This window comes from Flavobacterium movens (assembly GCF_039581425.1).
In the GTDB taxonomy this organism is placed as follows: domain Bacteria; phylum Bacteroidota; class Bacteroidia; order Flavobacteriales; family Flavobacteriaceae; genus Flavobacterium; species Flavobacterium luteolum.
The window spans coordinates 383,843-408,314 of sequence record NZ_JBCPXY010000002.1 but is presented as its reverse complement, the minus strand read 5'-3'; the positions used below and the strand labels follow the sequence as shown (position 1 = coordinate 408,314).

19 protein-coding genes are annotated in these 24,472 nt (G+C 35.0%); 3 read left to right on the top strand and 16 right to left on the bottom strand.

The genetic code is table 11. The features are described 5' to 3' along the window. Positions 1-25 precede the first annotated feature (25 nt). The 7 genes from AAYQ05_RS05125 to AAYQ05_RS05095 all read right to left on the bottom strand — a co-directional run bounded on the left by AAYQ05_RS05125 (position 26) and on the right by AAYQ05_RS05095 (position 9,534). A complete protein-coding gene (locus AAYQ05_RS05125; RefSeq protein WP_343541599.1) occupies positions 26-1,228 on the bottom strand; it encodes a FecR family protein in 1,203 nt (400 codons plus the stop codon). Positions 1,229-1,328: 100 nt separating this feature from the next. Continuing rightward, positions 1,329-1,820 carry an RNA polymerase sigma-70 factor gene (locus AAYQ05_RS05120; protein WP_343541976.1) on the bottom strand — a complete coding sequence of 164 codons (492 nt, stop codon included), beginning with the start codon at positions 1,818-1,820 and terminating at the stop codon, positions 1,329-1,331. A 387-nt stretch (positions 1,821-2,207) separates the two neighbouring features. Further along, on the bottom strand, positions 2,208-3,413 hold the full coding sequence (locus tag AAYQ05_RS05115; RefSeq protein WP_343541597.1) for an MFS transporter: 1,206 nt from the start codon (positions 3,411-3,413) through the stop codon (positions 2,208-2,210). A 2-nt stretch (positions 3,414-3,415) separates the two neighbouring features. Continuing rightward, positions 3,416-4,501 carry a zinc-binding dehydrogenase gene (locus tag AAYQ05_RS05110; protein ID WP_343541596.1) on the bottom strand — a complete coding sequence of 362 codons (1,086 nt, stop codon included), beginning with the start codon at positions 4,499-4,501 and terminating at the stop codon, positions 3,416-3,418. After that, complete coding sequence (locus tag AAYQ05_RS05105) at positions 4,494-6,008, bottom strand: alkaline phosphatase D family protein (protein WP_343541594.1); 1,515 nt, start codon at positions 6,006-6,008, stop codon at positions 4,494-4,496. Before AAYQ05_RS05105 ends, AAYQ05_RS05110 begins: the two co-directional genes overlap by 8 nt. Positions 6,009-6,064: 56 nt before the next feature. Further along, positions 6,065-8,860 carry a TonB-dependent receptor gene (locus AAYQ05_RS05100; protein ID WP_343541591.1) on the bottom strand — a complete coding sequence of 932 codons (2,796 nt, stop codon included), beginning with the start codon at positions 8,858-8,860 and terminating at the stop codon, positions 6,065-6,067. Positions 8,861-8,874: 14 nt separating this feature from the next. Continuing rightward, positions 8,875-9,534 (bottom strand): HAD hydrolase-like protein, encoded by a 660-nt coding sequence (locus AAYQ05_RS05095; protein WP_343541589.1) that lies wholly within the window; start codon positions 9,532-9,534, stop codon positions 8,875-8,877. Positions 9,535-9,644: 110 nt separating this feature from the next. Between AAYQ05_RS05095 and AAYQ05_RS05090 the strand changes: the two genes are divergently transcribed. The 3 genes from AAYQ05_RS05090 (at position 9,645) to AAYQ05_RS05080 (ending at position 11,182) form a co-directional block, all read left to right on the top strand. After that, the gene (locus tag AAYQ05_RS05090) at positions 9,645-10,211 is read left to right on the top strand and encodes a helix-turn-helix domain-containing protein (RefSeq protein WP_343541587.1); all 567 of its coding nucleotides are present in this window, start codon (positions 9,645-9,647) and stop codon (positions 10,209-10,211) included. A gap of 208 nt (positions 10,212-10,419) precedes the next feature. Next, entirely contained in the window at positions 10,420-10,707 is a 288-nt protein-coding gene (locus tag AAYQ05_RS05085) for a hypothetical protein (protein WP_281633406.1), read from the top strand. Positions 10,708-10,717: 10 nt separating this feature from the next. Further along, positions 10,718-11,182 carry a hypothetical protein gene (locus AAYQ05_RS05080; RefSeq protein ID WP_343541586.1) on the top strand — a complete coding sequence of 155 codons (465 nt, stop codon included), beginning with the start codon at positions 10,718-10,720 and terminating at the stop codon, positions 11,180-11,182. 12 nt (positions 11,183-11,194) lie between these two features. Here AAYQ05_RS05080 and AAYQ05_RS05075 read toward each other — a convergent pair whose 3' ends face one another. The 9 genes from AAYQ05_RS05075 to AAYQ05_RS05035 all read right to left on the bottom strand — a co-directional run bounded on the left by AAYQ05_RS05075 (position 11,195) and on the right by AAYQ05_RS05035 (position 24,413). Beyond that, a complete protein-coding gene (locus AAYQ05_RS05075) occupies positions 11,195-12,373 on the bottom strand; it encodes an MFS transporter (protein ID WP_343541584.1) in 1,179 nt (392 codons plus the stop codon). Positions 12,374-12,419: 46 nt separating this feature from the next. Then, a complete protein-coding gene (locus tag AAYQ05_RS05070) occupies positions 12,420-13,640 on the bottom strand; it encodes a DUF763 domain-containing protein (protein WP_343541583.1) in 1,221 nt (406 codons plus the stop codon). 115 nt (positions 13,641-13,755) lie between these two features. Beyond that, positions 13,756-14,847 (bottom strand): AI-2E family transporter, encoded by a 1,092-nt coding sequence (locus AAYQ05_RS05065; protein WP_343541582.1) that lies wholly within the window; start codon positions 14,845-14,847, stop codon positions 13,756-13,758. Between the two features lie 174 nt (positions 14,848-15,021). Then, positions 15,022-15,726, bottom strand: coding sequence for an ion channel (locus AAYQ05_RS05060; protein WP_343541581.1), 705 nt, complete (start codon positions 15,724-15,726; stop codon positions 15,022-15,024). A 137-nt stretch (positions 15,727-15,863) separates the two neighbouring features. Further along, on the bottom strand, positions 15,864-17,432 hold the full coding sequence (locus AAYQ05_RS05055; RefSeq protein ID WP_343541580.1) for an efflux MFS transporter permease: 1,569 nt from the start codon (positions 17,430-17,432) through the stop codon (positions 15,864-15,866). Between the two features lie 3 nt (positions 17,433-17,435). After that, positions 17,436-18,500 (bottom strand): HlyD family secretion protein, encoded by a 1,065-nt coding sequence (locus tag AAYQ05_RS05050; protein WP_343541578.1) that lies wholly within the window; start codon positions 18,498-18,500, stop codon positions 17,436-17,438. Positions 18,501-18,511: 11 nt separating this feature from the next. Then, on the bottom strand, positions 18,512-19,858 hold the full coding sequence (locus AAYQ05_RS05045; protein WP_343541576.1) for a TolC family protein: 1,347 nt from the start codon (positions 19,856-19,858) through the stop codon (positions 18,512-18,514). Positions 19,859-20,190: 332 nt separating this feature from the next. Further along, positions 20,191-22,044 (bottom strand): rhamnogalacturonan lyase, encoded by a 1,854-nt coding sequence (locus AAYQ05_RS05040; protein WP_343541574.1) that lies wholly within the window; start codon positions 22,042-22,044, stop codon positions 20,191-20,193. A 242-nt stretch (positions 22,045-22,286) separates the two neighbouring features. Continuing rightward, positions 22,287-24,413, bottom strand: a complete 2,127-nt coding sequence (locus AAYQ05_RS05035) for a hypothetical protein (RefSeq protein ID WP_343541573.1) — start codon at positions 24,411-24,413, stop codon at positions 22,287-22,289. Between the last annotated feature and the right edge of the window lie 59 nt (positions 24,414-24,472).

The following is a 24,472-nucleotide window of genomic DNA, read 5'->3' as shown; positions in this document are numbered from 1 at the left end:
TGGTGCAAACATTTTCCGGTGTTTTTTACTTACTAATGGTTACTTCATACGTTTGGTTGATTTTGGTTATTTTATATTTCACATTCGATGTTTTTCTAATTATATCCAAAAATTGATCGATTGGTTGGTCTTTTAAAACAATTCCTGTGAATTTTATCTGCTCTAATGATTTTTGTTCGAACCTCACATTAAAATTGTACCATCTTTCCATTTTGTCCAAAATATTTTTCAGGTTCTCATTTTCGAAATAAAACTTACCGTCTTTCCATGCACTATAACCATAAGGATCAACTTCTACCACCTTTATAGTTTCGTTACGAACACTAGCCTGCTGTCCAGGTTTTAAAATAACAGATTCGTTTTTTTCGGTTTTACTTATTTGAGAAATTTTCACTTTTCCCTCCGCAAGTGTCGTTTCAAATTTTTTGTCATCCTGATAAGCACTTACATTAAAATGTGTTCCTAAAACGGTAACATTTCCAGATTTGGTTTTGACTATAAAAGGACTATGAGGATTTTTTTCCACTTCAAAATAGGCTTCACCTTCTAATGTTACAGCCCTAATATTTCCCCTAAATTTCACAGGATATTTTAAAGATGATTTTGAGTTAAGCCAGATTTTGGTTCCGTCTGAAAGCTTAACGGCATAAATGCCGCCAATAGGAACAATCAAAGTATTTTCTCCATCTGAAGCCATTCCTTGAACATCTTTTGCATCATAAACCAAAACCTGATTTAGATTTGAAATCACGCCATTTTTAGAAACGATTTTTTCTTTTTTTGGTTCTAAGGAAATAACTGTTCCATCTGCGAGAACAAGCGTTGGATTATTATACTTCGGTTGTATATTTTTTACAACCACTTCCAGATTTTGTTCCTTACTATCATTGTTCAGATAATAGAAAACAGAAGAAATTGCAGCTAAAAAAACTAAAACTGCTGCATATTTTAACACCCTTTTATAACCAAAAAGTGAAATTATAGGAGCTTCTCCAAAATCAATTTTTTCTCTAATTCTTTCAAAAGCTAAATCTGTATTAACAGTTTTATAAAATCTTTCCTTAGATTTGATAGTTTCTATTTCAATAACTTTTTGATAATATTCTTGATTTTTGGGTATAGAAAGCCATTCCTGCAAAAGAGCATTTTCTTCAATCGATAATTCTCCCGTAAGAAGTTCCTTTCTTATAAGAGATGCGATTACAAATTCTTTCTTTCCTTGAGACATATTTTTTTTGATATTAAGTATCGGTTATTAACACTTTAGGTAGTGTTATATAACTAAGAGTTTAAAATATCAAAAATGGGTGGAAAGATTTTTTATTTTTTTATAAAAATAATAAAAGGAATAAAAGTTCTGAGTGATTCTTGAGTTTAACCTTTAATAACTCTATCGCGCGGGCACGCTGAGATTTAACAGTATTTATCGAAATATTAAGCTGTTCAGCAACGTCCTTGTATTTCAATCCTTCTATGCAGGAAAGTTCAAAAACTTCTTTGCATTTTTCTGGTAACGAATTCAGGGCTTGAATCAAAGTCGCATATAATTCTTCTTCCAGTATAGTAAAATCAAAATCTAAAGTTTCGTGAGATAATTCATTATTCAATTCTGTTCCTTTCTGTTCTTTTTTTAAGATCAAAAATGAACCATTTCGAACCATAGTGTAGAGATAAGACTTAACATCAATTATCTTTTCAAATTTTACACGGTTTTCCCAAAGCTGCAACATAACATTTCCGACTACTTCCTCTGCAAGAAAACTGTCTTTGACAAAACCATAACTGTAACTCACAAGTCTTGGATACAAAGAATAAAACAGCTCTTTGTAATACGTTTCATCAATTTTAATATTTCCCTTTTCTGAGCTAATTTTTTGTCATTGTTTGTTTGCACAAATATAATTTTAATATCAACAAATCAACATTTTTGCAACATAATTATCATTCGATTCCTTAAAGAGATGCAAAAAAGTAAGAATAAAACGCTTTTTTATGTTTTTTACAAATCTGATTTCAAATCAAATCCTTTTAAGTTGATCAGGCCTTTTTTTGATTTACATAAAATATCTTGTAATCCCGCCAAGTCAACAAAAGGAGTATAAACAATATATTTTCCGTCTTTTCTTTTAATTCCTATGAAAAAAGATAATTTCTGCCAAGCAAAAAATTCACCTGACAAAAATTATCAAAACATAAACACAATATTTTTAAAGCTTCTTTTTTCCTTGTACGGTATAAATAATCAGCGAAGAAAGCAGACAGATTAAAGCAATTATTGCAAACAGAAATTTAGTTTCTCCTGTTCTTTCAATTATAAATCCGAGGAGCGGTTCGCCTAAAGCGGCAAATAAATAACCGCACATATTCATTATTCCGATAGAAGTTCCAGTTCTTTCTGTTCCCATAATTTCTGGACATAGCGCCCAAAAGTTTGCTTGAGGTCCGTATACAAAAAATCCGCAGGTGATAAGTAACAGACTTACTACAAGTAAATTTGCATTATGGGTAAAAAACAATAAAAAGGAAAGACACGAACAAATGAGCATTCCGAAAAAAATGGAGCGATAATTACTTTTAAAATAATGCGTCGAAAGCTGTCCAAAAGAAAAGGCGCCCAATGCCATGCCAAGTGGCAACAAGAATGTTACCCAAATTAAGGAAGGATCTTTCTGCCAATCGTTTCCTAAAAAGTGTACCGGAATCCAAAATATTAATCCGTAGCGCGCCATGCTTTCTAAACCAAATGCAAGACAAACAATTCGGAACTTTTTGTTTCCTAAAACATCGCTATAGTTTTTCTTGATTTCAGAGAAATTAAATCCTCCAGACTTTTTCTCTATTGCAACTGGCGAAGGTTTTATGAATATCAGGAAAACAGTAGCTGAAACTAAAAGCAATAAAACGGGAATTCTAAAAAGCATTCTCCATTCTAAATGCAGCGAAGTAATGTAAATGGAAATCGCAAAAGTTACAGCAGACGAAAATCCTGCCGCCATGGTGTACATTCCGAATGCTTTGTTTCTTTCTTCGCTAGAAAACCAATTGGCAATAATTCTGCCGCCTGGCGCCCATGCCATCGATTGAAAATAGCCATTTAAAAACCATAAAATCAAAATCATGTATGGTGAATGCGTAAAGCTTATACCTAAATTACAGGCAATTGAAAGATAAGCTCCAAGAGGCACTAAATATTTTGGACTGAAACGATCGGCCAGATTTCCGTTGATAAACTGTCCAATTGAATAGCCAATCAGCATGGCAAAACTAATCCAGCCGATAAAAGTATACGAAATTCCGAGATCTTCTCTCATTGCTTTTGTTGCCCACCCAAAGTTGTGTCTGCCTGTATAAAAAAACAGGTAGCAAAACATGGTTAAAAAAAGCATTTGGTATTTTTTTGAGATTGTTCTCATTTTTAAATATTGATTAAAACCCTGAAAGGCTTATGTTTTATAGCATATTCAAATGCTTCTTTGGTTTCTTTAAGTTCAAATTCTTTTTCGATGAAAGTTTGAAAAGGATAATCTTCAAAATGATCTTCAAAAAAAGAAACGGCATTTACAAAGTCTTCAAAATTGTAATTGTGCATTCCTTTTATGCTCAATAATTTTCTGATCATCGTTTCAGGATTTATCGCAATATCTTCTGTTGGCGTTACAGCTCCAATCCAAATGTGCTGCGCTCCTATTGCGCTAAATTTCAGTCCTGTTTTTATAGCTTCAACAGAACCACTCATATCGATTATAACATCAAAACCTTTTTTATAAAACTGGGAAGTAATATTTTCAAGTTCAGCAATTGGAGATTGTGCATTATAAATATATTTTGCACCAAAATCTTTACTTTTTATGAGTCTTTCATCATCAATATCCAAAACCGTAATCGAAGCCGCTTTTTTCTGATCTACGATTGAAGCTGCAATTAAACCTAAAACTCCAGCACCAAGAATCAATACATTTTTATTTTCAATTGTATCGATTAATCGAAAAGCAGCCATTGCAGTTGCCCCGGCACAATTGATTATTGGAGCAAATTTTTGGTTTATAGATGATGGCAGTTTCAAAATTCCCGTACCTTTTTTAAGCACGCAATGCGTTCCTAAACCACCGTTGAATTTTTCCTCTTCGGTAAATTTCACATGTCCGTATTTAAATAAACTAGCCGATTTTTGTGGCATTTTATCTTTTACAAATTCATCTTCATTTGGCGCTGCAAAAATCGTCCAAGTAATAATGTCTCCTAACTTTAAGACATTTCCATTCAAATCATAAAAAGGTTCATTGGGAGCCATTTCTATAATTTCGCCCACAATTTCATGACCCAAAACTATTGGCGATGGTTCTTTTCGTCTTCCTGTAAAAGTGTGCAAATCACTTCCGCATAAAGTTGCGTATTTGTTTTTTACTAAAATTTCTCCCTTTTTAAGTTCAGGAAGTGCTGTAAATTCAGGAAGAATACTTCTTTCTCTGTCATCAAACAGCATTACGCATGAATTACACATTTTTTGTTAAGTTGTTTAAATTATCAATTTTAAATTGAGGTCCGTTTCTTTCTCCACTATTTGGCAGCAGAATATCTTTGTTGAATTTGTAATCTATTTTTATTTCTTTCTGAGCTACATTCAAAATAAAATAGCCGTGAGCTGCGATGTTATTGTACAGCATATGCGGATTTAATTTATAAAGCATTTCACTTTTCTTGATGATCTTTTCTTCCGAAAGGCGATCATCATTTTTTGAAGTTATCGAAGGCGTTAAAAACTCCCATCCTGCAAAATTCTCTTTTGAAAACTCATCTTTCGCATACAATTCCAAAACATGACTTTGATGATGATCTCCAGTTAAAATAATTGGCGGATTTTTTAATCCCTGAAAAACTTCAATCAATCTATTTCGCTGATATGGATAACCTGTCCACCAATCTTCTTCTTTAACCGATTCTTCTTTTTTGCTTTTATAACCCGTAAACATAACCTGATTGACTAGAAAATTCCAACGGGCATTGCTATTTTTTAATTCGTCAGATAAATATTTAAACTGTTTGTACGAAATCATTTTCCGGTCTGGACTTTGTTTGCCAAGATCATTGCTCAAAAGCTGTTTGTCTCTTCCATCTAATCTTTCTTCCAGAAAAATGAAATTAGCGTCGTTTCCGATTTTTATGGAGCGAATCATTTCTTCAGCCGATTTTGCTCTTACGGGCATCCACTCAAAATAAGCTTGCATCGCTGCCGCACTTCTATCTGTCCATTTTCCTTCATCGCTCTGATGATTTTTGGCGCCGTCTTTATACGCATTGTTCGCCAATTCGTGATCGTCCCAAATACAGATGAAAGGTTTATGCTGATGCGCTTTTTGAAGCTCTTTATCTTTACGATAAAGAGCATATCTTTTTCTGTAATCTGGCAACGTAACGAGTTCATGAAGCGGATCATTTATTCTGTTGCTTTGTTCTAAAAAAACTTTGTTGCAATATTCTCCTGTTCCGTATTCGTAGATATAATCACCTAAATGAAAAACATAATCGATATCTGGATTCTCTGCAATATGACGGAAAGAAGTAAAATAACCATCCTCATAATTATTACAGCTTATTACCGCAATCTGCAAAGGTTTTGCAACAGAATCTGGAAGTGTTTTACAAACTCCTGTTTCTGAAATAACATTTTCATAAATAAACCTGTAATAGTAAACCTGATTTTTTTTAAGACCAGAAACATCTACTTTAACTGTAAAATCTTTTGCTTGAGAAGTAGTAACAAAACCTTTTTTAATGTCTTTACTAAAATTCTTATCGGTCGAAATTTGCCATTCTACGGTACAATCTCCAATAGAATTAGTATTGATATGCGTCCAGATTATTACGGCATTTTCTGTTGGATCTCCTGAAGCGATTCCGTGAATAAAATATTTTTTTTCACCTGAATTCAGTAGCGATAAAAATGGCGAAGGGAACAGCAGCGGCATCATCCCCAGCATGGATTGTTTTACAAAACGTCTTCTGTTCATCTTAATATAAAATAGGCAATATTACTGCTTGAATGTTATCTGTATGTTACTGAATATTAAAATCTATAACTTGCTCCTACTCGGCCTCTTAACCCGTAATACTCCACTTGTTCCGGCCTTGAAACCACACCATGATAGTATCGTAATTCTTGATTGTTAAGGTTATTCAAGTCAATGAAAAAAGTAATGTTCTTTGGCGTCGTGTACGAAAGATTCATATCTAAATGAAAATCTTTATCCTGATATCTGTCGGCTCCTGGATTATCGCGAATCTCTACTAAAAATGCTTCACGATAATTGGCTGCTAGTCGTGCTGCAAATCCTTTATATTCATAAATAAGCGATGCGTTGAAAATATTTGGCGACTGATTCATTAATCCTATTTTTTCATTTCCTCTTCCTTCCAATGTCGTTTCAGATTTGGTAAAAGTATAATTTCCTTTTAAACTAAAATTGCTTAAAAATCCAGGCAATTCAGAAAACTTTTTATTAAAACCAACTTCAAATCCGTATAAAAAGGCATTATCAGAGTTTAACGGTTTTGAAACCTTGTATAAGAACGTTTCACCGCCAACAGTTCTAATTTCATCATGCGATTGTGTATAAATCAGATCTGACAAATCTTTATAAAATGCGCTTCCTGTTATGTAATCGCTTTTGTTTAAATAATAACTTCCTATTACATCGTAGTTCCAAGAAAAAGTAGGTTTTAAATCCACATTTCCTTCTACCACAGTATGATTATCTGGATTTACTCTGGTGCTCGGACTTAATTCGTTAAAAGCCGGACGTGCAAATGTTCTGGTTACGGCCGCTCTCAAATCTAGCTTTTTAGACGGTTTGTAAATTAAATGTGCCATTGGCAAAAAGGCTCCGTAATTTTTAGTTCCGTAAACTGGTGTAACGACTTTTGTAATATCATTAAACTCATAACTTTTGGCATCTACCGCTGTATTTTCGTAACGAATACCGCCAACCAAACGGAAATCTTCGTTTATATCCCATTCTCCAGACGCATAACCTGCCCAAACTTTTTCGGTTGCATCATAATTACCTGTTGCATAACTTGAGTTTGTGGCATCCTGATAATTATATTTTAAGTTTTTTGCAATCGCAGGATTTCCCATTGGATCAATAAAAGAACGTTCTGTTGGATAATTAAACTTCAGATTATCGTAAGTATTGTTGAGCTCAGGAAACCAATTATTCGTCGGAAAAGGTTCTCTTTCCCACTGGTTTAAATACGCTTTTGGTGCTTTTGTGTCGTAAATCCAAGTAATGTAACGATAGTCGTAAGTGCTTCTTTTGTCTCTAAATTTTCCTCCAAATTTGATTTTTAAGTCTTCATTGGCATCATAATCAAAATCTAAAGCGGCAACTTTATCTTTTTCTTCCACATTACGAATCGAAGTCACATATCTGTCCAAATAGTATTTTTCTGGATCGTAGGCCGTAGCAAAATGCGGCTGAATGTTGTTTGCTGGATCACCAACATAACCCGCTGGTCCGTCGCCTTGAAGAAATTTATAATCTTTGCCATCAACTTTAACCAAATTGTCATATTTAACGGTTTGAATCCAGTTCCCGTAATAATAACCACGATCGTTTTTAGTTGCAGACGAAGGTCCGTTGTACCCAGCCCACGAGGTATATGCGGCTACTTTTGCATTCATTTTCAATTTGTTGGTCAATTTGCTTTCGTATCCAAATTCACCTCCATAATTCTTAAATAGATAATCTACTGTACTCCATCTTAAAACCGCATTACTTGTTGTTTTATTAAAATAATGCATCGTTTTTCTGTTGTCTTCCTCATCCAAAAATTGACTATAATATCCTCTTGCGTAGATTTTATTTCTTTTGTTGAAACGAAAATCTGTCGCAGCATTGAATCCCGTATTGGTTCTCACACCCTGATAATTTCGCACATCAAGCGTGTTTACGTTATGGAGTTCATTTCCATAAACTACTTCATAATCATCTGTAGAATAAGTACGGCGATTGTAATTGGACATTACTAAAAAACCAAACTTTTTATTAAACAATCGGTTACCGTACAAAACCGTACTGTTGAAACCTACTTTATCATCGGCACGCAAGTTCACCGGAATACTTCCTGTAATACGAAGCGTTTCTTTTTTAGGAGAAAATTTCGGAATATAATTAATTGTTCCTCCAATTGCATCACCTTCATATTCTGGAGTTATAGCTTTAATTACCTGGATATATTCCAGAAATTCTGTTGGCAATAAATCCATTGGAACGGTACGATTTCCTAATAAATCTCCCGAAGTTTTTGCTGCTGGCATACGATCACCGTTTATAGTTGCCGAACTCCATTGAGACGGCGTACCTCTTACGGTAACATATCTTCCTTCTCCCTGATCTCGATCTATACTCACACCTGGAATTCGCTGAACTGCTTCTGCGGCGCTTATATCTGGCATCTTGCCCATCGCATCTGCGCTTACAACATCCATAATCGCATTAGATTTTTGGCGCATTTCTATTGCCTTTTTCTCTCCGCTGGTGTAATATTCTAAAACTACCTCATCTAACTTTTCTTCCTGTCCTATTATTACATTTCCTAAATCAACATTTTTATTAGAAACCGTTACCGAAATATGTTTTGCAACATAATTTTCGCTCGAGATTTCTAAATGGTACACTCCAGGTTCTAATTTTATAAAGAAATTACCATTACGGTCATTGGTTATTGTTTTTGATTTTTCTACAATCAAAATGGAAGCCGGATATAATGGTCCAGATTCAGTACTAATTTTACCTTTAACTTCTTGTGCGTACGAAGAACCAAAGATCAATGCAATAACAACATACAGGAATGTTTTCATGATTTATTAAAAAATTAAAGATTGTTTTTTAACTCTGAGAGGTTATCAATAATATAATTGTGATAGTGGTTTTGAAGTTCTTCTCTGCTATAAGCTCCAGTTGTAACTCCAACCACAAGTCCGCATTTTGCGTTTTCTCCTTGCTGAAGATCAGACATGGTATCGCCTACTTTTCCAACCAAAGAAGCATCAGAAATATTAAAATGTTCCATCGCTTTGAAAATCATATCTGGATAAGGGCGTCCGTGTTCTACTTCGTCTGAAGTAATGCTGAAATCAAAATCAACACCTTGTTTCCAATTTAATTTTTCGAAAATCGCATCGGCAATTGGTCTAGAAAATCCGGTATCAAAAGCTACTTTGATTCCGTTGTTTCTTAAATACTGAATGGTTTCATAAGCATTTGGCGTAGCCTGAACTTCGTTGCTTTGCTTGTAGTAAGCAATCATTTTCTCTACAAACGATTGATGAATTTTATTTATTAAAGAAGCATCTACATTTTCGTCATCTATTAAAATCGAAATGGCAACTGGTTTTTCATATCCCATTACAACATTGATTTCTTCGATAGAAAATTCATAACCAAATTCTTTTAAAGCAGTCTGTAATGTTAAGCCAACTTTATTTTCGTCTTGGACTGTAGTACCAGCCATGTCAAATACAATTAATTCCATATTTTTTGTTTATTTTTACAGTGCAATATTACTATACCTTTGTTTACTATATGTAAACAAAAGGTAAAATAATGTTTAATTAAAATAAACTTTGTATAATTATACTAAACATGGAAGGAGTTGTAATTTTAGAGATTAGCAAACGCATCAAACAATATAGAACCGAGAAAGGCTTTACTTTACAAGAACTTGCCGATTTAAGCGGGGTCACAAAAGGAATGATTTCGCAGATTGAGAACGGAAGAAGTATTCCGTCACTAACCGTTCTTTTAAGTATAGTAACGGCTTTACAGATTAACCTCAGCGAATTCTTTAAAGATATCAGCCAAGATGAAGAATTGGTTATTATAAAAAGAAAAGACGATTATGATCAGTTTCAAAAAGAAGGTTCAAGCGGATTTTTATACGAACGTTTTTTAACGCGCACCATAAAAAATTCAACGGTTGATATTGTATTTCTGACTTTGGAACCTAACAGCTACAGAGATCAAGTTACAACTGATGCCTATGAATACAAGTATATTTTATCTGGAGAAGTAGATTATCTTATAGCAAACGAAACCTATACTTTAAAAGAAGGAGATTCTCTGTTTTTTGATGGAAGATTAAAACACGTGCCTTTAAACAAAAGCTCTAAGCCATGCAAAATGTTGATTGTTTATTTCTTTGATAATTAAACCTTGAAAACGAATTCAATTATTACTTTATAAAAGACAGGAAATTTTAGTTCCTGTCTTTTTTTTTATAACTTAATATCATGTTAGATGAAAATTTGACAATATTGTAAGAAAATTATATAAACCAACTAGCAGTCTAAGCTGTAATTTTAGAATAATCTAATTGAAGCATTAGATATGATTATTCATCTATTAAAAAGTTATTTATATGAGATCAGAAAATTACATGTCAGAAGAATTTGGATTTGAAATGAATTCTTATGAGGAACAGCTATTATTAAATTATGATGATTATCTAGACGGCGATTATACCAATAGGCTGACCGCTTCTAACCATTACAATCTAGAACTTGGAGAATTGGAAGATAATCTTGAATATGACTTTCATTCAGAGTATGATGAAAATGACTGGGAAGAAGAAGATTCAAATGAAAATCTTGCAGGAGAATACGATAAGAACGAAGAAAAACCTGGAAGTTTTGAAATGTTAAGCTAAAAATACTGTTATGAAAAATTTGTCAGTACTTCTAATTTCCATTTTCTTTTTTTCATGTCAGCAGAAGGAAAACAAAGAAGCTTCTGCTGCATCACCAGCACCCGTTATTCAAAAAGAAAAAAAGCAGGAGAACAAACAAATAGGCGACACTATTGCTATGAATTTTAAAAATGAAGCAAATGCATTTTTGGCAGAAGGCCACATAGATTTTCTAAATTCAAAAGTATACATTCAATTTAAAAATGAAGATTTGGGCGAATTAAACGCTCAAATAATTCCAGATGCAGGAAAAGGAAACATTCGTTTTAATCAAATTCTTTTTCCTGATAAAACCTCAGATGGGCCTTTTGGAATGGACTTAAAAATACCTCTTAAACAGAAAGGAACTCACATTTTAATCATCGGACATTCTTTAATGGCCGATAATCCTTATTATGGAAAATTTAAAGTGCAGTTAAATATTCAAAAAGAATAAAGCGCCATAAAATCACGCTTTAATTCTCCTTTTATTTCTAGCCCAATAGGTAAGATATACAATCCCAAGCACTAGCACCAAGATATCAAATCTGATAATTTGCGGTATACGGTTGATTTGATCGTTATAATAAGTTCCTCCTAAAAGAGCGCCAGAACCAATTCCGAGTTCCATTGAGATATACATGGTTGCAACCGCTTTTCCTCTATGTTCTGGATTGCTCATATCAATCGTCCATGCGCTGATGGCTGGTGACAAAATACCCGTGCCTACGCCGTAAATTCCGGCTCCGACTAATAACATATTGATATCTCTTCCCGCGCTTATCACAAAAAGAGCAATCGAAGTTATAATTAAACCTGCCATGATTACTTTTGGGCGTCCATGCCTATCGGAAACTTTTCCTGCGCCAAAACGAACCATAACCGAAGCTACTGTAAAAGCTGTAAAAAACAATCCTTTATTCGTTGCGCCTAAATGTTCGCTCCAATCTGGAATTAAAGTTAGAATAAGACCGAATGCGGTGTAGGAAAGAAAAGTGATAATTCCAGCAGGAAATACATTTTTATCTACAATATCGTTTCTGCCTATAATGAACATAGATTTGTTGAGTTTCTCTTTTGTCGCCAACGTTTCTTTCATATTAAAAACAATAATAATCGATAAAAAAGCTAAAAAAGACGAACTGTAAAACATTGCATTCATTCCATAAGCATTCACAATCATACTGCCTAATGCCGGTCCCATTGCTCCGCCAATACTAAAACATAATCCGTGCATCCCGAGTGCTTCACCCCATCTGTGTTGCGGAATAATATCTGCCACATAAGCTGATGTTGATGTTGGTTTAAACCCCGTTGAAAAACCATGAACCAATCGCAGTAACAAAAATCCTGAAACAGAACTCAAAATTGGATACAAAAATCCGCATACAACACAAACCGAAGAACCTATTGCCATAACAGGAACACGTCCCCATTTATCGGTAAGCTTACCGCTAAACGGACGGGAAATTGCAGCTGTTAATGTAAATAATGAGATAATAAGTCCTTTGTATTCTGCTCCGCCAAGACTGCTTAAGTAATTTGGAAGCTCGGGTATCATCATATTAAAACTTGATGAAAACAGTAAAGAACTCAAACAAAGCAAAATGAATTGTAAGGTATAAATTGATTTTTCGTTTTGTGACATTATTGATTTTTTATATAACTTAAGGCAGATAGAAAATTATGATTCTTTAAAATAATTCCAACTGATTGTTTGGATTTATAGGTTTCTTTTTAGGGGGTTTTGCATCGCCAAAAACAGTTCTTCCTCCATATTTATGCGATTCTTCTCTTTCTCTCTGAATTAAAGCATCAAAATTAGAATTTGGAGTAAAACTTTCTTCTGCTTTTCTTGAAATTTCAGATAGTTTTTGAATAGCGCTCAACTTGTCGCTATTCCCGATTTTGGCACGATTAATCGCTCTTTGCAGCGTATCGATTGTTTCGTCATAAATTTTAACGGGAACAGGAAACGGATGTCCGTCTTTTCCACCATGAGCAAATGAAAAACGGGCTGGATCTTCAAATCGTGTTGGAGTTCCATAAATGATTTCGCTTACCAAAGCCAAAGACTGCAAAGCTCTTGGTCCCATTCCTTTTAAGAGCAGCAACTCTTCAAAATCTTCCGGTTTGTTTTCGTGAGTAGCCCAAAGCATGGCACCCAATCTTTTCATATTCACATCTTCCATTCTCACATCGTGATGTGCGGGCATAGAAAGGTGCTGCATTTCTTTTATGATTTTGACTGGTGATTCTTTTACCAATTCTAAAATACCCTCGCGAGATTTTGTGGCAGCATTTGCTGTAAGATTTAAAATGGCGCCTTGATTTTCGCCATAAATAAAAGTATGCGGTTCGTTTATAAAAGACTTTAAATCTTGCGAATGCCAATGATATCTTCTGGCAGTTCTAGAATTCGGATTCATTCCCTGCTGAATTACAGCCCACTGTCCTTTATTGTCGACGATAAAATTATGCTGATACAATTGAAATCCGTCTTGAATGGCTGTATTATCCACCTTGGCGGTAAGTCTGCTACAGCTGGCCAGATTAATTCCGTCAAGGCCCGTTTTTTCACCAACAAATAACAGTTCTTGCGGCGTTGCCATAGAGTATTTCCCTTTGCCTCCGCAGATATAAATTCCGAGTTCTTTTGAATGCGGATTAACCGATTTTTTTAGTGCTCCAAGTACCGAGGTTGTAATTCCAGACGAATGCCAATCCATTCCCATAACCGCACCAAAACTCTGAAACCAGAAAGGATTGCTCAATTTACTTATAACTTCGGCAGTCGAAAATTCCATTGCAATTGTTTCTACAATGGCAAGACCCAATTTAGACATTCGTTCAGCAAGCCATAATGGAACATGTCCATAATGTAAAGGAAGATCTGCTGTACCGGAACGTTTCATCTGCTAGAATTATAATCCTGCAAAAATACTCTATTTAATTGTGAAATGTGAAATGTAAAATGTGAAATGTAAGACGGAAGTATCATTTCACATTTTACACTTCACAATAAACAATTTAAACAATCTCAATATCTTCTTCGGGTTCGGCAACAGGTTCTGGATTATCATCCAGCCATGCTACGAACAATTTATATCCTATTGAAAACACAATTGGCCCAACAAACAATCCTATGAAACCCGACATAATAAAACCACCAATTACACCTAGGAAAATAACGAGCATGGGCACAAGAGCGCCTTTTCCTAATAGTAATGGTTTTAGAACATTATCTGACAATCCGCTGATGATAAAAAACACAGTCCAGAAAATAGCATAACCAGAATCTCCTGTTGAAAAAAGATAAATAATAACTCCGATGTTAATTATAATTGGCCCAATCTGTAAAATAGAAAATATCAAACAGATCAAAGTCAAAATTCCCGCATACGGAATATCTGCCATAAACAACCCAATTGCCTGAATAATAGTCTGAATAACCGCAACTCCCAATATACCTTTAACCACTTGGTAAATAGTCGAAACCGAAATAGTCATAATTCCTTCTGCTTCACTGCCTGCAATTTTCTTAAGGAATTTCATAAAGAAAGTTTTACCACCTGGCGATACCAATAAAACGCCTGCAATTATAACTGATAAAATAAACTGAAGAAATGCTGCACCAGAGCTCAAAATACTTGCCATAATTTTAGAAGACAATTCTTTTATCTGATCTTGATATTTAATAACACTCTGCTCTAAATCTGTAGATAAGGAAAGTAAAAATTCATAAAGTGGTTTGCCAATTATTGGCCATTCTTTTATCGAAGCTCCCGGCGGCGTAATTTTTAGGGTTCCTGCTTCAAAACTGCTTTTCAATTCTAAAAAATTCCCCGTTGCCGCTTTCAAAAAATAAATTAAAGGCAACACCATAATAGCAATAATCAAAACAGTGATAACAACCGATGCCAATGCTTTACGTCCTTTTAATATTCGCTGCAGCGAATTAAACAAGGGATAAAACACAACAGATAATATAATAGCCCAAACTATAGGCATAAAAAAAGGCAACAGCAATTTAAGACAAAATCCTACAAGGAGAAAAATGAAAAATAACTGCAAAATAGTATCAAAGAGTTCTTTCTTTTTAGTCGAATTGGTTGTTTTCATGGTTATTATTTTTAATGGTGAATGGTAATTGTGAGTTGTGAGTTGTCAATTGTGAATTGTGAATTGTTAATGAATTCTCTCTATAAATTTCTACTCTAATTTCTTTACTTTTTACTTTTTACTTTTTACTTTTTACTCTTTCTTCTCTAATCTTGATTCTTGCCTCTTTCTTCTCTAATCTTGATTCTTCCCAGTCTTATTAGTAGCAAAATTGGCATCAGAAACCAGTCTTCCGATTAAGATTACAGGATATAAAACGCCCGTTAGCACTTCGATTTGGACTAAAGATCGAGCCAAAGGATGAAGAGGCACAATCTCGCCAAAACCCGTAGAAGTAATACAGACATAACTGAAATACATAAAACTAGCCTGATCGCTATTACTCGAAAAATTTGATTCTGCTATTTGAAAAGCACCTTCTATATGCTGGAAAAGAAACAAATAAAGCGTAGACCAAAAGTGAACCAAAAGCATGTACACTACAATTGACCCCACAATGCGATAAGTGGTTACAGGACCAGGTTCTAAAACTTTTATTAAAACCAAAGTGATCAAAAGCAGCATGATCGCAACTGAGAGAATTAAATCGGCAAATAGAATAAAAATATTATGTTCAAAATAATTAATCCATTGTGTTATAATAAATAGAAAGGGAATTATAGAAATGAGAAAAGCCTGTTTTTTATGTTTTGATAAAGCTATAATTCCTGCAAAAAGAAATAGCATCCAAAATATATTAACCGCAACCATAAAACGCGTATAACCGCCAAAAAACGGAATCACAATAAAATGCATTATACACAACAGAATCAGCATACCACTGAGTCCTTTCTCTTGCGTCCAAAAACGATATAAAAAACGGTCTTTTTGTGCTATCATAATATAATTCAAATCGTTAACTTGTTTCTTTCTTCTCCAATATTTCTAAACTCTTTTCTCTCAAATCTCCAATCTTGCTTCTTTACTCTTACTTCTTTACTCTTGCTTCTTTACTCTTGCTTCTTTACTCTTCACCCTCAAATCGGTATCGGCTCTACTTCTACCCTTCCAATTGGTCTTCTCCAAAGTTTGAAAAGCAGAATAATAAAAATGGGCAAAAAACAAACTGCCGACATGACGAGATAAATATCTTTGTAAGCCAATAACATCGAAGCTTGAGAAGTCTGATTCGAAAGTTTTTTTTCAGCTTTTTTCTGGGCTTCAGCATCTGATAATCCCATGAACAAAAATTGTCTTTTTGAGTTTTCTAACTGCTGTTCGGCTTGTTTATTTATCGGACTCAATTGCTGACTTAAACCTGTTTTATGCTGTAGATTCATGTTCGAAATAAAAGTTCCTAAAACAGCGCCTCCAAGTAAAGATGCAAAAACAGCCTGAGCAATAATTCCAGTCATCATGCGCGATGTGCTCAAAAACGGCGGAATTCCTTCTGAAATGTAAAGCAGCGAAACAGGAAAAAGAAACCCCATTCCTAAACCTTTAAAAATTAAAGGCAGATAAAAATCAGACGCATCGATTCCTGGATAAAATCTAAAAAAAAGTATAATATGATACATTCCGTAGCAAGCGAAACCAATTACCCAAATCGTAGCCAGATAAATGCGTTTGTATAAAAGATAAGTCGAAAGCGGAATCGAGATGCATAATCCAATCAAAAGCGAAAGATGCGTTACTGCTCCCAAAACAGGATCAAAACCTAAAATATTAGTCATATATCCTGTTACAACACTTCCAGTTCCATTTATTAATCCGATATAAAACATTAAAAAGGCGCCTGGAATTACATTTTTAAATTTGTAAACATCTGGATTAATTAAAGGTTCTTCGGTAAAACGAACATGAAGCAGATAAATTCCTGCTACAATCAATAAAACTGCAAAAGCCAACGTTATTTTAGGATCGCTAAACCAATTTCTGGTCTGTCCTTCAGCACATAAAAAAAGAATAATCGCAAAAAATAAAATCAAGATAATCCAGCCTCTCCAATCAAATTGGAATTTAGTTTTCATAGGAGCCACATCGGCTTTGTAAAAATACCAAGCTAGAAGAATACAGATTAAAAAGTTGACATTCAAGAAATAAATTCCAAACGTCCAGTTATGAAAACTTACAAAATGAGCACCTAAATATTGATACAAATGCTGGCTCCCTTTCTGGATAAACTGAAAAATTCCATACATCAAAGCCATATTGAGAGCAGGATTGTATTTTAATAAAATTGGCACCATCGAAGCAAATATTCCGATGACCGAAACCATTGCCAAAAGAGATCGGCATACAACAAACCAAGCAATTGTTGGCGCAAACAATGAAGCTGTATTGAAAAGCAAAGACAAAAATGAAACGGATAAAATCATGGTGCGAACCTTGATTTGTTTCCCTAATTTCAATCCTAAAGGCAAAAAAGCCAACATGACAAAAATCGGTACATAAACCGCATAACTAAAAGCAGTTGTTGAAGGTCCGAAATGTCCTAATATCTGCGAATTATCATAAGTCGTCACATTGAGTCCGTTAAAAAAAGGAATCGTCAGGATATACAATCCTGTCAGTGTAAAAACGCTTCCTTTTTTTCCTGCAAACATCTCTTATTTTTTTACATCAACTGTTACATTCATTCCAGGTCTAACTTCCTGAAGCTCTTTTGTGGGAGTTTCAAATTCAATTTTAACCGGAATTCGCTGGGTGATTTTGACAAAATTTCCAGTTGAATTATCTGGTTCTACCATTGAAAATTTAGCTCCCGTAGCAGGAGAAAAACCAGCAACTTTCCCCTTAAATTCCTTTCCATCCAAGGCATCAATTGTAATGGTTACTTCTTGTCCCTGTTTTATTTTCTCTATCTGAGTTTCCTTAAAATTGGCCGTAATCCATAATTTTTCATTCAGCACAATAGTCGCAATGGTTTGGTTGGCATTGATTAATTCGCCAATAGACAAATTTCGTTCTCCCACAAAACCACTCGTTGGAGCCATAATAACGGTATATGACAATTGAAGTTTTGCAGCATCAAGATCTGCTTTCTTTCTAGCGACGGTTGCTGTGGCCGCTTCAAGATTAATTGAACTTTGCTTGGTAATCGAGCTACTGGCATCCAAACCTTTTTTACCGGCTTTCACATAAGCTTCTTCCGATTTTAATTTGGAAATAACCTGATCGTACTGATTCCGTGTTACGGCCGAATCGGCATACATATTCTTAAAACGCTGATAATCTTTTTGCGCTTTTTCTAAACTTGCCAAATCTCCAGCCAATTTCTCTTTTCCCGAAGCTTGATTGGAAATCGAAGTCGTAATATTTTGCTGCAGCGAATGCAGATTTCCTTCGGCTATAGCCAAATCCGCTTCTGCTTGTTTGACTTTAATAATATATTCTTCGTCGTCTAAAACAACCAACGTATCTCCTTTATGAACCATCTGATTGGCTTCAAATCGTATTTCTTTAATATGTCCTGTAGCACGCGCCACAACATTATTGATGTAAGCTTCGACCTGAGCATTATTGGTGGTTTCATAAGAACTAAAATCGAAGAACAGACTTAAAATCCACAAGCCTCCTGCAATTAAAAAAACAAAAGACAATATCGTGAGAATTGTATTTCTTCTTTTTTCATTTTTCTGAACCGCTCCATTTTGTGTATCTGCTTCGCTCATAACAAAAAATTTTAAAGTTTGCCCATTGCATATTGAAGTGAGTAATATTGAATGATTAAATCTAAATTGGCGTTTACAAGTGAAATTCTAGAGTTATTTAATTGCAATTCTGCATCTACAATCTCGCTGATTAAGGCAAAATCGTTGTCATAACGGCTTTTCACAATTTTATAATTGCTCATTGACAGCTCCACATCTTTTTTGTAGGTTTTGATATTTTCTTTACTTTCTGCATATCTGACATATGCATTTTTAACTTCTGTCGAAATCTGGTCTTTTGTCACTTCTAGAGCGATATTACTTTTATCAATTTCCAGTTTATCACCGCTTATACGATGTTTCAAATTATAAAAACTCGAAATATCCCAGTTTAAAGAAAGTCCTGCCGCCCAGTAATTGAGAATGTTTACATAATTGGGCCATTGCGCTGGATATTCTGTATTCAAAATCAGGTTTGCATTTAAGTTCGGTTTAAATCCGCTTTTGGTCAAACTCAGTGATGATTCCGATAATTTGATTCTTATTCCTGCCCGTTTTATTTCTTCTCTGTTCTGAAATGCTTCTTCTAAACTTTCCTGCAGATTCATATTTTCTGTCGGAATCATACTTTCTGCTACTTCAGGTTTCAAAATCGTATTGGTCGGAAAACCGATTAATATATCCAAATAATTGCTGATCAGCTGAATGGTATTAGTACTTCTAAAAACTGAAACCTTAAAATTAGATTGCTGCAACTCGGTTCTTAAAAGATCACTTGTTAGGTTCTGACCATTTTTTACACGCGATTTTAGCTGATTTATTCGAATATCGGTATTGATAATATTCTGTTTCGTAACCTCAATCTGTCGGTATAATTTTTCGAGTGTAAAGTATTGTTCTGTAATGGCATTTTTGACATCGGCTTCTGTCATTTTTACGGCAGATTCCTGCATTTCACTAATTAATTCCTGCTGACTAATTCTCGTATTAATGGCATTCCCAGCGTAAATTGGAAGTGAAGAAACAATATTGGCAAAGGCCTGATGATCGTAATAATCTACGGTTACATTTCTAGCATAAAATCCTTCATAAAGTTTAGGATCTCCAATATAATTGTATCCACCATTTAAACTGATTCTTGGCGCTTTTGCAATTTTTGCCTGACTGACATTTTCGTTAGCAATAGCCAAATCGGCATTGGCCAGTTTTAATTGCCGATTATTTTTAATGCCCAATAAAATGGCTTCATCGAGTCTTATTTTTTTTGCAGATGCAAGACTGCTGGTATCCTGCTGCGCAAAACTTACATGGAGACAGCAGCTCAATAGAAAAAGAGCTAAATGCTTTAAACGAAAAACTTTAAACCGCCAATAGCTCATAAGATTATATTGATTTAATTTTGCACTTTTTGGAAATTTGCAATCAACATTCTTTAATATTTAGCAGAACTTTCGAGAGAATTAAATTTTAGCTAGGCGGAAAAATTACGATAGTTATTTTGGATTCTGCTATTCCAGCATTATGATTTTCGTATAAATTTAAACAATTATTATTCAACACTTTATAATACAAACACTTAAAATTGTTTCATTTTATAAGATGAAACAATTTTAAGGGATCATAAGAAAAAAACAATTAGTAGGGAACTAAAAATCTTAGCTCATTTTAAAATCAAAAAAAGTACGTTTAAGAACTATCTTCTTTTTAAATTTTATTTTTTTGAGGAGATTAAAACAATGTTGGGTTTTGGAGCTGGGTTCATTCCAAACCCCATATAAAAACTCGTATGCGGCGGCTGATTATATCCTACGTTCTGCCAAGCAATACTCAAACGATACTGTGGATCGTGCATTAAAGTATATTGGCGAACATTGGTTGGAATTGTTGTAGAATAAATTCTAAGCTCTTTATTATCTTCAGATCTCAAGATTAATTCTTCGCGCCAGTCTCCCAAAATATCCGCAGAAAGTCCTGGAGTCGACTTTGTGCCGTTGTTAGAAACCGCGCCTTCAGCCGTGAACAATCTTCCTACATTGTATTTATCAATATAATTCGAATTTAAAAGTTCTCTGGAAGTGTCGCCGTCCCAATAAATTAAAAAATTAGTAGAACTTGGCGCTTTTCCAATAGCATTTCCTTTCATATCATGCAAATACGGAGAGCCCGACCACCAGCATTGTGCGCCTTTTCTAGTTGGGTCAATATTGTCAGCAACTCCTCTGCCGACATCGCCGTCAAGAGAATCTGTAAATAAAACTTTTCCATCTTTTGCAGAAAAAAACGTTACGCCTGGACCCGTTGTTTTGTTTTCGATTTCATGAATATTGAAAACCTCTAAACCTGGAACATCCAAATCAAGATCAGAAACATGTATGGCATCACCATGCCTGAAGCCTGTTGTGTACAAACCTTGTCCATTATCGTCAACACACATCGATCCGTAGATAATTTCATCTTTTCCATCATTATCGACATCAGTAACAGTAAGATTATGATTTCCCATTCCAGAATATGGATTTTCAGCATTTTTACTATCGAAAACCCATTTAGAAGTCAGCTTTTTATTTTTAAAATCCCAGGCAGCTAAAACCGTTCTTCCATAATAACCACGGCACATGACCACACTTGGATGAACGCCGTCTAAATAAGCCACGCAAGCCAAAAAACGATCCATTCGGTTTCCTTTAGTATCATTACCTCCACTTCCGCCATTTCCGCCCCAGCCTGCTAAATCGCCACGTTCCGGAATATAATCTACAGTTGTAATCAGTTTTCCAGTTTTTCCTTCAAAAACCGACAGATATTCTAGCCCTTTTAAAATTTTACCATAGGTTTTCGAATTCGAATCTCGGTCAACCCAATCTTTTGAAGCATCGCCAACAACAGTCCCTTCGCTGTCTTCACTTCCATCCGCCGTTTTGCAAACCAATTCTGCAACTCCGTCGCCATCTAAATCATACACCATAAACTGCGTATAATGTGCGCCTTCGCGAATGTTTTTTCCTAAATTAATTTGCCATAAAAATGTTCCATCGAGCTTATAAGCCTGAAAAATAGGCGGATCTGTAATGCCCACCTGTGAATTATCATGCGATTTTCCCGTCATATGAACAACCAAATCATATTGTCCATCGCCATCCAAATCACCAACCGAAAGATCGTTAGCAATATATCCTTCAATTTCTTTCAGTTTAATCGAGAGATATTGTTTGTCTGAAGCATTGGCAGAAAGCGTAAAACTTCCTGGCGCATCTGATTCTTTTCCGTTTAAAACCGTTTTTATAAACCAGATATTCTCAACATTCAAATCGGCTTTTGAATCAATAAAATTTGTTGCTCCTGTAATCGGTTTATCGTTTAATAATACTGCTTTTTTACTGCCATTTTTTCGATATAAATTAAAAGCCAGATCATCAGAATCTGTTCCTAAAAACCTCCAGCTGATAAAAACCTGACCTTTGTTTTTTATCGCAATTATACCGCGATCAAGATTTTCCATTTGTCTCTGGCTGAATATATTCAGACTTACAAAAAGGAATAGTATTAAAAAGGCTTTATTCTTCATAATTTACTGCTTATAAAATTTAACCGCAAAGGGCGCAAGGGTTTACGCTAAGCGCAAGGTTTAGTTCTCGCAAAGACGCAAAGTTTAAGTTTAAGAGTTAAACTATATAAGTTCAATTAAGAGAAAACTTAAAATCTCTTATATAATTTATATAGTAAAAAAACTTTGCATCTTGGCGACTTTGCGAGATTTTTTTCACGCCACCATAAAAACCTTTGTCTCTTTGCAACTCTGTCTCTTAATTAAAACATCTTTTTAAATCCTTCGCTCTTCACTTTCCAAGTGCCATCTTTTGGGAAACCTGGATTTTGCTCTGTCGATCCATCCCAACCGGCACACATCATGGCAACTGCTGTTAAAATACCTCCATTACCCGGAAGATAAAGCGTTAATCTTTCTGCTTGATAATTATGTCCGTTTTTCAAATAAGTATTAGTAGTTACATTCATAAAAAGTGCATCTACAGCTTTTTCTGGCATGTTTAATCTTGCGGCCGACATGGCTGTCATCGGAAAATCCCAGCCCCAAGTTTTATCCCAAGACCAAGTATTCCAAACCAGATCAAAAGTGTTTTTCATGATTTTTTTGTCTAAAAGAGACGTTTCAGGAAGCATTCCAAAAGTTCCTAGTACAGAGGGATGATCGGTTTTAAATTCTGGATTAGTATAAGAATCTGTAGCGCTTTCTGTTGCCAGATACACATTATCTGCCACAGGAAGTTTAGATAACTTAGCCAAAACCGTTTCCCATTTTTCAGGCACATTCTGATTGAGCTTTTTCTTCCATGCAATAGCAGTTTTCAAAGCCCAGTTCCAATACGCCAATTCGTAAGTTGGGTTAAACGTTTCCATTGCTTTAAAACGTTCTTGCGCCGGAATTACGCCCGGACCTAATACATAACGATCCTTTTTATCATCGTAATGAGCAAACGAAGCCATGAAATCAGCCGTCGCAAAAACACGTTCGCTGTATAAATTCAACGTTGAATTTGTTGGATTGGCCCTGTACATTAATTCTGCATAGGTTATAAAATGCGGTTGCTGCCAAATTAAAAATGACCCTACAGATGATGGGCTTTCGTTTCCGTCTGCATCCACCATTTTTTGCCATCTTGCACCTTCAAAACCTTGTCTTTTGGCAATATTTTTGGCCTTATCAAAAACCTTTTGATACCAAGGGAGACTTCTCTCCAGCAGTTCTGGTCGGCCCCAAAGTGCAAAATGTACACCATGCCACCAATGCATTTCCAAGTGCGGTTTTCCGTACCAGCTGTTATAGGTTAAACCTGTTTCTTGTGGCGGAACTTTTCCCGTACATTGTGCTTTTGTCAAATACTGCGATAAAATTATTCTTCGTTCTAATTCATTGGCACGCTTATCTGTACTGCCCGAAAAATCTACGGCAGCACCGCTTTTCCAGAATTTCTCCCAGCCTTTTATACTGCTGTTCTGAATGTCGGTAAACGAAGAATTCTGAACCGATTTATTTCCCGCCAAAGCAAAAAGCGCGCTTAATTCCAATGTATTAGAATCTGAAGCTTCAACCACAAAATAATGATCAGAAGCTTTTTTGATTTTAGCATTTCCTTTCCATCTGAAATTCACATTATACGAAATGCTGTCCATTTTATGTGTAACAATGGCTTCGGTTTTAGATTTTTCTATAAGTTCGCTTTTATAATCCTGCTTTCCTTCATATTTCGTTCCCATATCTGCCCATTCGCCAGTTGGAAACGGAATTCGCAAACTGATTTTCAAACGCTTTTCTTTCAATAAATCTGATTTTACTTTTACGCCAATTTCATCTTTTTCCTGATGCGAAGCTGTTAAAACTGTTACAGGAGTTCCTTCAATTTCAAAATAACTTTCAATTTCTCCCGTCCATACATTCAGCTTTTGCGAAATTGCTTTTACATCAGTCGATTGAGCCAAACTGCCATCTTTTTTAGTAATTTCAAAACCCAAATTCCCTAACTGCAGTAAATGCGGATTCTGTCTAAACCAGTTCACAGCATCCACTTTTCTTTTGGGCTCTTTAATTTGAACCGTATACGAAATATCTCTTCCGTATTGTTTGTAATCTCTTAAGGTTTCAGAAAACTTATAATTCTCTATATTTTTATAACTATCCCACCCCCATTCAGATTGCGTTCCCAGCGGAATTCCGTTTTGATAGGTTTTCGGAAAAGTCTGCAGTCCGGTGGCATCTACGGTAAAAGCAAAAGCTCCATTTCCGACCGTTAAAGACGCCAAAGTATCAATAGCCGAAATTTGAACATTGTGCCTTGCTACCAAAGCCTTTCGATCAATTTTCTGCGCCAATGCCGAAATCGAAAATAAGAATATGGTTATGAGCTGATAGTTTTTCATGTGGTTAGTTTAGGTTAGTTTTTTTTTGTTTCAAGTTTCAAGTTGGCTTCGACTTAGCT